The 9712-nt window shown below is 74.0% G+C and carries 11 protein-coding genes and 1 pseudogene; 9 read left to right on the top strand and 3 right to left on the bottom strand.

The genetic code is table 11. The features are described 5' to 3' along the window. The 4 genes and pseudogenes from AB0G28_RS15370 to AB0G28_RS15355 form a co-directional block, all read left to right on the top strand. A pseudogene (locus AB0G28_RS15370) lies at positions 1–378 on the top strand (hypothetical protein); the annotation flags it as partial. An 85-nt stretch (positions 379–463) separates the two neighbouring features. Further along, positions 464–1480: an SDR family oxidoreductase gene (locus tag AB0G28_RS15365; RefSeq protein ID WP_361088587.1), complete on the top strand. Its 1017-nt coding sequence runs from the start codon at positions 464–466 to the stop codon at positions 1478–1480. Further along, on the top strand, positions 1477–3213 hold the full coding sequence (locus AB0G28_RS15360) for a glycoside hydrolase family 15 protein (protein WP_361088585.1): 1737 nt from the start codon (positions 1477–1479) through the stop codon (positions 3211–3213). The genes AB0G28_RS15365 and AB0G28_RS15360 overlap by 4 nt, the downstream gene beginning before the upstream one ends. A gap of 84 nt (positions 3214–3297) precedes the next feature. After that, complete coding sequence (locus AB0G28_RS15355; RefSeq protein WP_361088583.1) at positions 3298–4230, top strand: sensor histidine kinase; 933 nt, start codon at positions 3298–3300, stop codon at positions 4228–4230. Between the two features lie 25 nt (positions 4231–4255). On the opposite strand, the gene AB0G28_RS15350 is transcribed toward AB0G28_RS15355, so the two are convergent. Further along, on the bottom strand, positions 4256–4798 hold the full coding sequence (locus AB0G28_RS15350; RefSeq protein WP_361088581.1) for a phosphatase PAP2 family protein: 543 nt from the start codon (positions 4796–4798) through the stop codon (positions 4256–4258). Positions 4799–4849: 51 nt separating this feature from the next. On the opposite strand from AB0G28_RS15350, the gene AB0G28_RS15345 reads away from it, so the two are divergent. From AB0G28_RS15345 to AB0G28_RS15330, 4 genes are read left to right on the top strand one after another with little or no spacing between them, the layout of a single operon-like run. After that, on the top strand, positions 4850–5323 hold the full coding sequence (locus tag AB0G28_RS15345; protein WP_361088579.1) for a hypothetical protein: 474 nt from the start codon (positions 4850–4852) through the stop codon (positions 5321–5323). Continuing rightward, positions 5320–6552: a divalent metal cation transporter gene (locus tag AB0G28_RS15340; protein WP_361088577.1), complete on the top strand. Its 1233-nt coding sequence runs from the start codon at positions 5320–5322 to the stop codon at positions 6550–6552. Before AB0G28_RS15345 ends, AB0G28_RS15340 begins: the two co-directional genes overlap by 4 nt. Continuing rightward, positions 6549–6938 carry a hypothetical protein gene (locus AB0G28_RS15335; RefSeq protein ID WP_361088575.1) on the top strand — a complete coding sequence of 130 codons (390 nt, stop codon included), beginning with the start codon at positions 6549–6551 and terminating at the stop codon, positions 6936–6938. Before AB0G28_RS15340 ends, AB0G28_RS15335 begins: the two co-directional genes overlap by 4 nt. Then, positions 6925–7251: a hypothetical protein gene (locus tag AB0G28_RS15330; RefSeq protein WP_361088573.1), complete on the top strand. Its 327-nt coding sequence runs from the start codon at positions 6925–6927 to the stop codon at positions 7249–7251. Before AB0G28_RS15335 ends, AB0G28_RS15330 begins: the two co-directional genes overlap by 14 nt. Positions 7252–7257: 6 nt before the next feature. Here the strand turns inward: AB0G28_RS15330 and AB0G28_RS15325 are convergent, their stop codons facing one another. Next, positions 7258–7926, bottom strand: coding sequence for a TetR/AcrR family transcriptional regulator (locus AB0G28_RS15325; RefSeq protein ID WP_361088571.1), 669 nt, complete (start codon positions 7924–7926; stop codon positions 7258–7260). A gap of 124 nt (positions 7927–8050) precedes the next feature. Between AB0G28_RS15325 and AB0G28_RS15320 the strand changes: the two genes are divergently transcribed. Continuing rightward, a complete protein-coding gene (locus AB0G28_RS15320) occupies positions 8051–8980 on the top strand; it encodes an NAD-dependent epimerase/dehydratase family protein (RefSeq protein ID WP_361088569.1) in 930 nt (309 codons plus the stop codon). A gap of 4 nt (positions 8981–8984) precedes the next feature. On the opposite strand, the gene AB0G28_RS15315 is transcribed toward AB0G28_RS15320, so the two are convergent. Then, positions 8985–9410: an STAS domain-containing protein gene (locus AB0G28_RS15315; RefSeq protein WP_361088886.1), complete on the bottom strand. Its 426-nt coding sequence runs from the start codon at positions 9408–9410 to the stop codon at positions 8985–8987. Positions 9411–9712 lie beyond the last annotated feature (302 nt).

The following is a 9712-nucleotide window of genomic DNA, read 5'->3' as shown; positions in this document are numbered from 1 at the left end:
GAACCGAACAGCAATGCTCGCGACCGCACCGAGCATCGCCGCATCTCGCCGGAGGATGCGATGACCCGCGCGGTCGCCGCGGCCAGGGCCGTGTGGGGCGGTGGGCTGGTCGTCGCTTCGCGGCACCTGCCCGTCCCGCGGAAAGTGGTGCTGGCGCTGGGTTTCCGCCACCTCGCCCAAGCGGCCGCCACCGCCCGGCGGCCCGATGGGGTCGTCGCCCGCTGGGGCTGGACCGCCGATGTCGCGCACAGCGTCAGCATGCTCGGCCTCGCCGTCGTCTCCCGCCGGTGGCGGGCCGCCGCGCTGGCGAACGTGGTCGTCGCGGCCGCCTGGGCGCGCGCGGCCCGGCCTCACCGGGGGCCCGAGCGTCGCGAATGAGTCATTCGCGGCCTCCCACGTCCCGAATGAGTCATTCGCGACACCGTGGCGAGCCCCGGGCGAATCCACCCCGATCGGAGGTTTCATGACCAGCAACGCAAACCGGCACCAGGTCGTCGTCGTGACCGGGGCCAGCGGGGGCATCGGCCGCGCCGTCGCGCGGGCGTTCGGTGCCCGGCAGGCCCGGGTCGCCCTGCTGGCCCGCGGCGAAAAGGGCCTCGAAGCCGCCGCGGGCGATATCACGCGCGAAGGCGGGACCGCGCTCGCCATCCCCACCGACGTCGCCGACTTCGCGCAGGTCGACGCCGCCGCCGACCGGGCCGAGAAGGAGCTCGGGCCGATCGATGTGTGGGTCAACGTCGCCTTCACCTCGGTGTTCGCGCCGTTCAGCGAGATCGAGCCGGACGAGTTCCGCCGCGTCACCGAGGTCAGCTACCTCGGGTACGTGCACGGCACCATGGCCGCCCTGCGGCGGATGAAGCCGCGCGACCGGGGCACCGTCGTGCAGGTCGGCTCCGCCCTCGCCTACCGCGGGATCCCGCTGCAGAGCGCGTATTGCGGCGCCAAGCACGCCATCCAGGGCTTCAACGAGTCCCTGCGCTGCGAGCTGCTGCACGAAGGCAGCCACGTCCGCACCACGATGGTCCAGATGCCCGCCGTCAACACGCCGCAGTTCTCGTGGGTCCGCTCGAAGCTGCCGCACCAGGCGCAGCCGGTGCCCCCGATCTACCAGCCGGAAGTAGCCGCGCGCGCCGTGCTCCACGCCGCCGACCATCCGCGCCGTCGCGAATACTGGGTCGGCGGCAGCACCGCCGGGACCCTGCTCGCGAACGCCGTCGCCCCCGGGATCCTCGACCGCTACCTGGCCAAGACCGGGTACAAGTCCCAGCAGACCGGCGCCGACAAGCCCGCCCACCAGCCGGAGAACCTCTGGGCACCGGCCGACCGCGCGCGGGACTACGGCGCGCACGGCGAGTTCGACCGCAAGTCCACCCCGCGCAGCTTCCAGCTGTGGGCCAGCCGGCACCACGGCGTCCTCGCCGCCGCTGGGAGCGCGCTCGCCACGACGGCGCTGACCGTGTGGCGCCGAGCCCGGTCATGACCGGCATCGCCCCGCACGTCCTGCGCGAGTACGCGCTGCTGGCCGACGGCGAGCGCGGCGCGCTGTGCGGCCCGCGTGGCGACATCGCCTGGCTCTGCGCGCCCGGGTGGTCCGACAGCGCCGTGCTCTCCTCGCTGATCGGCGGCACCGGCAGCTACACCGTCAGCCCCGCCGGCACCTGCGTCTGGGGCGGCCACTACGAGCCCGGCGGGCTGATCTGGCGCAACCGCTGGGTGACGACCGAAACCGCCGTCGAGTGCCGGGAAGCCCTCGCCCACCCCGGCGATCCGCACCGCGTCGTGCTGCTGCGCCGGATCGAGGCGGTCGAACGGGACGTCCGGATGCGCGTCCGGCTCGACCTCGCCGACGGCTTCGGGCGGCGCTCGCTGCGCGAGCTGCGGCGTGCCGACGACGGGACGTGGACGGGCCGCACCGGCGACCTGCGCGTCCGCTGGACCGGTGCCGGGGACGCGGTGGCCGGGGACGGCGGGCTGGGCTTCGAGCTGACCGTCCCGGCCGGCGGGCGGCACGACCTCGTCCTCGAGCTCTCCGACCGCCGTCTGCCCGGCCCGCCCGACGCCGGTTACCTGTGGGAAGCGACCGAACACGCGTGGCACAGCGCCGTGCCGGAGCTGGAGAACACCGTCGCCGCCCGCGACGCGCGGCACTCCTACGCGGTCCTGCGGGGCCTGACCACCGGCACCGGCGGCATGGTCGCCGCGGCCACGCTGGGCCTGCCGGAACGCTCCGAAGCCGGCCGCAACTACGACTACCGGTACGTGTGGCTGCGCGACCAGTGCTACGCCGGGCTCGCCGCGTCCGTCGACGAGCCGCACCCCCTGCTCGACGCCGCGCTCCGGTTCACCACCGCCCGGGTCCTCGAGCACGGCGACGACCTCCTGCCCGCCTACCGGACCGACGGCACGCCGCCGCCGGAGGAAACGACGTTGCGCCTGCCCGGCTACCCCGGTGGTTCCGACGTCGTCGGCAACCGCGTCACCGGCCAGTTCCAGCTCGACGCCCTCGGCGAGCTGCTGCAGCTGCACGCGGCCGCGGCCCGCCACGACCGCTTCGGCGGCGACGTCGAGCGCGCCGCCGGCGTCGTCGTCCGGCTGATCACCGAACGCTGGGACCGCCCGGAAGCCGGGATCTGGGAGCTTGACGACGAGTGGTGGACCCATTCGCGGCTCGCCTGCGTCGCCGGCCTGCGTGCGCTGGCGCGCGAAGTGCCCGCCCACCGCGGGGCCGAGCTGTCGAGCCTCGCGGACAAGCTGCTCGCCGAAACCACGGCCCGCTGCCTGGACCGGCGCGGCACGTGGCAGCGCAGCCCGGACCGCGCCGGGACCGACGCTGCCCTGCTGCTCCCGCCCGTGCGCGGGGCGCTGCCCGCCGACGACCCGCGTACCCGCGCGACGCTCGACGCGGTCCGCCGCGAACTCACCGAAGACGGGTACGTCTACCGCTTCGCCCAGGACGACCGGCCGCTGGGCGAGGCCGAGGGCGCGTTCCTGCTCTGCGGGTTCACGATGGCGCTGGCCTGCCGGCACCAGGGCGACCTCACCGAGGCGTTCCGCTGGTTCGAACGCAACCGCGCGGCCTGCGGCCCGCCCGGGCTGTTCGCCGAGGAGTACGACGTCCGGCAGCGCCAGCTGCGCGGGAACCTCCCCCAGGCCTTCGTCCACGCCATGCTGCTGGAAACCGCCCAGCGCCTGGCCGGCCCGCCCCGACAGTGACGCGGAGTGACCCGGGTGTCCCCCGATCCGGCGACGCCGTCGCGCATACTGGAGTCGTCCCCCGAAGTCAGAGGAGGAGACGGCTTGAGCGCGACCGCGGATGCCGGTGCGGCCGGCCCGTTCGTGCACCCGGCGTTGTTCTACCGCGGTGACACCGAGTACCTGGCGGGCACCGTGCCGTTCGTGTGGGGCGGCCTCGCCGCCGGCGAGCCGGTCGCGGTCGCCGTGCCCGGGGACAACCTCGCCCTGCTGCGGCGGGAGCTCGGCGCGGACGCGGGGCGGGTCCAGCTGCTGGACATGACCGAGGCCGGGCGCAACCCCGGGCGGATCATCCCCGGGGTGCTGCGCGCGTTCGCCGACACCCATCCCGGCCGTCCGGTGCGGATCATCGGCGAGCCGATCTGGGCGGCGCGGTCGGCCGACGAATATCCGGCGTGCGTCCAGCACGAAGCGCTCATCAACCTCGCCTTCGCCGGCCGGGACGTGACGATCCTCTGCCCCTACGACGTCGAGACGCTCGATCCGGGCGTCCTCGCCGACGCCGAGGCCACGCACCCGGTCCTGGTCGACGGCGCGGGGCGGCGGCCCAGCGCCGCGTACGCCCCGGACGACGTCATCGCCCGGTACAACCAGGCCCTGCCGGTGCCGGACGGGGCCTTCGAGCTGGCCGGCACCACCGATCTCGCGGCGGCCCGGGCGCTGGCGCACGTCCGCGCGGCCGCCTGCGGGCTGAGCGCCGACCGGGTCGCCGACGTCGAGGTGGTCGTCACCGAGCTGCTCTCCAACAGCGTCGAGCACGGCAGCGGCTCCGGCACGGTCCGGTTCTGGGGCGGCGACGGCGAGTTCGTCTGCGAAGTCCACGACGGCGGCCGGCTCGCCGACCCGCTCGCCGGCCGCCATCCTGCGACGCCCTACCAGCCGCGCGGCCGCGGGCTGCTGCTGGTCAACCAGCTCGCCGACCTCGTCCGCCTGCACACCGGCGACGACGGCACTACTTTCCGGGCGTACTTCGGCTGAGAACTGCCCCTCATGGACGTTCGGCTCAGCTGTCCTGGGTGCTCTGCCTTCCGCGCGCGAACCGGCGGTGCACCCAGCCGCCCACGGCCGCGCCCAGCGCCGCGCCGCCGTACACGTCGGTCGGCCAGTGTGCCCGGGTCCGGAGCCTGCTGTAGCAGACCGCGGCGGCCAGCGGTGCGATCGCGACGCCCGCCGCCGGTGCCGACAGCCCGGCGGCGACCGTGAACGCGGCCGCCGTCGTCGCGTGCGTGGAGGGGAACGCCGAAGACTTCGGCTGCTCGGGCAGCGCCCGGCGGGCCGGCAGCCGCTGCGCCGGCGGTCTCCGGCGCCGGACCACGGCCTTCACCGCGTGCCCGAGCGCCATGCCGGCCGCGCCCGCCACCAGGCCGTGGCCCGCGGCCCGGCGCCGGGGACCGGGACGCCACGCCAGCACCCCCGCCACCAGGACCCAGAGCACACCACCCTGCGCGACCGTGCTGAGCGCCGTGACCGGCCACGCGGGACGGCTGACCGGAAGGTCGTTTTCGTCCGGTCCGTCTCCCTCACGAGACGGAGCTTCGCTCGACATGGGGACGAATTTCCCAGCCGCGCGCCGGTTCAATCGTCCGTTCTGTCCACGGTGGAGTACCCGGCGTTTACCCCCGCCAAGATCGGGTACTCGCCGGTCGTGTTCCCGCCGTCGCCGACCCAATTGCGCACGACGGCCGCCCTGCTGGCGGTCGCTGCCCTGACGGCGGGCTGCGGGGCGGACCCGCAAGCGGACGTGGTGCACGCCGGCCGGGAGATCCGGGGCCAGCTCGAACTCCTGCGGCTCGTGGTGACCGCCGACCGCGACTCGGTGCCGCCCGTCCCCAGCCTCTCGGTCACCGTCCGCGACGCCGCCGACGAACTCGGCTCGGCGGGCGAGGACGTCGGCGACCTGACCGACGACCGCGCCCGCGCGGCACTGGCGTCGATCACCGACCGCGGGGTCGCCCTCGCCCACCGGCTCGACGACGGCCTCGGTGACGGCACGGACGACGGCCTCGACCGGATCGACGCCGAGTTGCAGGGCCTGATCGGCGAGCTCGCCCGCTGGGGCGTGACGTCGTGAGCAAGCGCCTGCTCGCCGTCACCCTCGGCATCCTCACCGCGGTCGGCGGGTTCGTCGACATCGGCGACCTCGTCGAAAGCGGCGTCGTCGGCGCCCGCTACGGGATGGCCCTGGTCTGGGTGACCGTGCTCGGCGTGCTCGGGATCTGCGTCTACGCGGACATGTCCGGGCGGATCGTCGCGGTGTCCGGGCGCCCGGTGTTCGACCTGATCCGCGAACGCCTCGGCCCGCGGATGGCGCTGCTCAACCTGGCCGGGTCGTTCCTGATCACACTGCTGACCGTGAGCGCGGAGATCGGCGGTGTCGCGCTCACGATCGAGCTCGCCTCCGGCGTCGACCGGCTGATCTGGGTGTTCCCGATCGGCATCCTGGTCTGGCTGGTGGTCTGGCGGGTCGGCTTCGAGCGGATGGAGACCGGCTTCGGCCTCGGCGGCCTGGCGATCGGGGTGTTCGCCGTCGCGATCTTCTTCCTGCACCCCGACTGGTCCTCGCTCGGCGCGCAGATCGCCGGCCTCGGGCCGCCCGCCGACCAGGCGCTGCCGACCTACGCCTACCACGCGGTCGCTCTGTTCGCGTCGGCGATGACGCCGTACGAAGTGTTCTTCTTCTCCTCCGGCGGCGTCGAAGAGGGCTGGAAGGTGAAGGACCTGCCGGTGCAGCGCGCGAACGTGCTGCTCGGCTTCCCCCTCGGCGGCCTGCTCGCCCTCGCCGTGATGGCCTGCGCCGCGACCGTGCTGTTCCCGGCCGGCGTCGACGTCGGCCAGCTGAGCCAGATCGTGCTGCCGGTGACGCTCGCGCTCGGGACCGCCGGCCTGGTGATCGTCCTGATCGGCATCTTCGCCGCCACCTTCGGCGCGGCGCTGGAGACCGGGCTGTCGTCGGGGTACATGCTGGCGCAGTACTTCGGCTGGGACTGGGGCAAGCGCCGGGCGCCGCGCAACGCCGCCCGCTTCCACGTGAGCGTCGCCGCCGGCCTGCTGATCGCGGTGCTGGTGGTGCAGACCGGGATCGACCCGGTCGGCCTGACCGAGATCTCGCTGATCTTCTCGGCGGTCGCGCTCCCGCTGACCTACCTGCCGGTGCTCATCGTCGCCAACGACCGCGAATACCTCGGCAAGCACGCCAACAAGCGCTTCAGCAACATCGTCGGCTTCGCCATGCTCGTCGTCATCGCCGTCGCGGCGGTGGTGGCGATCCCCCTGATGATCTTCACCGGAGCGGGCCAATGAACCCCTGGACCGACCACGGCACGATGGACCTGGCCGACGCCCTGCTCGACCGGCAGATCACCGGCGAGGACGGCACGGTCGTCGGCAAGGTCGACGACCTCGAGCTGCGCGCCGACGGTGGGACGTTCGTCGTCGACGCGCTGCTCGTCGGCCCGGAAGCACTCGCGGACCGGATCGACGGGCCGATCGGGAAGCTGCTGCGGCGGCTCGGCCGCGGCTTCCGCGCCGGGGCGCCGCAGCGGATCCCGCTGAACGCGATCCGCCGGATCGAGCCCACCGTCGTCGTGACCACGGCGGTCGCCCACGCCACGGAGAGCCCGTCGGAGGACTGGCTGCGGCGCCGGATCGTCGACCGGATCCCGGGAGCCGGCCGTGCGAGCCGGTGAGCTGATCGGCCGCCGGGTCCGCGACGCGGCGGGCCGGGACGTCGGGGCGATCCGCGAGATCCGGGCCGAGGCGGTCCCGCGCGGCGACGGGCTGCCCGAGCTCGTGGTGCGCGGGGTGATCGTCGGCCGCACCCGGGTGCGGCTGTTCGGCTACCAGCGCCACGACCAACGTGGCCCGGCGCCGCTGGTGGCCCTGATCCGCCTGCTGCACCGGCACACCCGTTACGTCGAGTGGGCGGACGTCGACCTCTCCGGCGCGGAGGTCCGGCTGCGGCGGCCGTTCGCCGAACTGGCGCCGATCGCCGGACCCTGACCGCCGTCAAGGCAGGCCGGCGAGATCGGCCAGCAGGTTCATGTGGTGCTCGAAGTATTCGGCGCGCGCCTCGATCATGGCGTCGAGGCGGTGGAAGACCTCGAAGTTGACCTGGCCGAACAGGTGCGTCCACGCGAACAGCACCCGGTCCAGGTGCTGCTCCGGCAGGGCAGCGCTTCGCTCGTCGAGCAGGCGGCGCAGGTCGGGGCGCACGGGCGCGGGTACCGGCGGAAGTTCGCCCGGGGCGTCCTGGACGACGGCGGCGAGCAGGAGGATCACCTTCGACGCCGGCTCCACGGTTTCCGGCGGGGCGGCGTAGCCGGGCACGGGGTTTCCGTAGAGCAGGCCGTATTCGGCCGGGTGCGCGAGCGCCCACGACCGCACCGCGCGGCAGATCGCGAGCCACCGGCCGCGCGGGTCGTCACGCGGAACCACCGCTTCCGCGTCGGCCGCCGCCGTTCCCAGTGCTTCGTAGGCGTCGATGATCAACGCGGTCAGCAGGGCGTCACGGCTCGGGAAGTACCGGTACAGCGCCGAAGCGACGATGCCCATGTCCCGCGCCACGGCACGCAGGGACAGGTTCGCGCCTTCGGCGGCCAGCCGGCGCCGGGCGACTTCCTTGATCTCCTGGTGCATCTCCGAGCGCACCCGGGCACGCAGCGACGAGGCGGACATGACCCCAGTGTCGCACACCGCGAGAACACCCGTACTCGACGAGAACAGTGTTCTTGACGGCACCTCGACCACGGCAGTACGGTGTTCTTGTCCGAGAACACTGTTCTCTCCCCTGGGGGTTCCCATGTCTCTGCACGTCGTCGTCGGCGCCGGCCCGGTCGGCACCGCCACCGCTCGCCTGCTCGCCGCCCGGGGCGAAGAGGTCCGCCTGATCAGCCGGAGCGGCGGCGGCCCCGAAGCCGACGGCATCGAGCGGGTGGCCGCCGACGCCACTCGAAGTCTTTCCCGGCACGCCGAAGGCGCGGTGGCGCTGTACAGCTGCGCCGGCCCCGCCTACCACCGCTGGAGCACCGACTGGCCGCCGCTCGGCGCGGCGCTCCTGCAGGCGGCGGAGACCAGCGGTGCCGTGCTCGTGACCACCGGCAACCTCTACGCCTACGGCGCCGTCGACGGGCCGATGACCGAGCAGCTGCCGATGCGCCCCAACTCCGTGAAGGGCGAGGTGCGGGCCAAGCTGTGGGCGGACGCGCTGGCCGCGCACGAAGCCGGCCGGATCCGCACGGCCGAGGTGCGCGGGTCCGACTACCTCGGCGCCGGCACCCTTTCGGTGTTCACCGCCCTGGTGCTGCCGAAGGTGCTGGCCGGCAAGCGCGCCTCGGCACCGGCCGACCTGGACGCCCCGCACAGCTGGACCCACGTCGGCGACGTCGCCCGCACCCTGGTCGCGGTCGCGGCCGACGAGCGGGCCTGGGGACGGCCGTGGCACGTGCCGACCGCGCCGGCGATGTCGCTGCGCCGGCTCGCCGAGCGCGCCGCGGAACTGGCGGGCGCGCCGGCGGCCCGCGTCGCCACGATGCCCGCGTTCGCCCTGCGGCTCGCCGGGCTGGTCAACCCGATGGCCCGGGAGATGGCCGAGATGCAGTACCAGCTCCGGCGGCCGTTCGTCCTCGACTCTTCGGCCGCGACGGCCGCGTTCGGCATCGAGCCGACGTCGACCGACGAGGCGCTGCGGGAGACGATCGGAGGCCTGCGCGAACCCGCCGCGCCCCGGTGACGAATCAGCTCTGGCCGGAGAACTCCGTGGCACGCTCCCAGCCCGACGGCAGGCGGCTGACGTTGAGCGCGTGGTCGAGCCCGCTGTCGGCCAGGGCCCGGCGCACCACGCGGTTGTCGCCGGTGATGATCCGGAGGGCGGTGTTCTCCTTGACCGTCCGGGCGTGGATGCCGCCGAGGACGGCGAGCCCGGCGGCGTCGAGGAAGTCGACCTCGGACAGGTCGAGCACGAGGACCGGGAACCGGCGGTGCGCCCACGTGCTCACCGCCGAGCGGAGCTGGAGAGCGCTGTCCGCGTCGAGGGCGCCGCGGATCCGGACCATGACCGCGCCGAAATACGGGCGGATCACCTGGATGTCGAACACACGGCGTTGTTCGCGCGCCGACGGCACTACGGGGATCGCCGTCGCGGGGGGCTGGACGACTAACATCTTCACACGCCTTCATTCGCAGATGACGTGCCGAGCGGGCCACTACCGGCCCGCTCGAACGCTGGCCAAGTCGGAGGGGCGGCTGGTGCTGCTGAACCGCACTTCGCAGCCTAGCCCTTGATCCGAACGGCGCAACCCCGCCAACGGCCGAACCCGGCGCACCCGCACGCGACGCGCCCGCGCCGCCGCCAAACCACCCCTCCGGGTGATGATCTCCGCTTTCCGCGGCCGCGCCCCGCCGATGCGCCCCAATGTGGCGTTGGGTGGGGGATAAGCACCCCCCAACGCATGGCACCCCTCAG

The organism is Amycolatopsis sp. NPDC021455, from assembly GCF_040640995.1.
GTDB lineage: Bacteria > Actinomycetota > Actinomycetes > Mycobacteriales > Pseudonocardiaceae > Amycolatopsis.
This window is presented reverse-complemented; position numbering and strand designations above follow the sequence as displayed.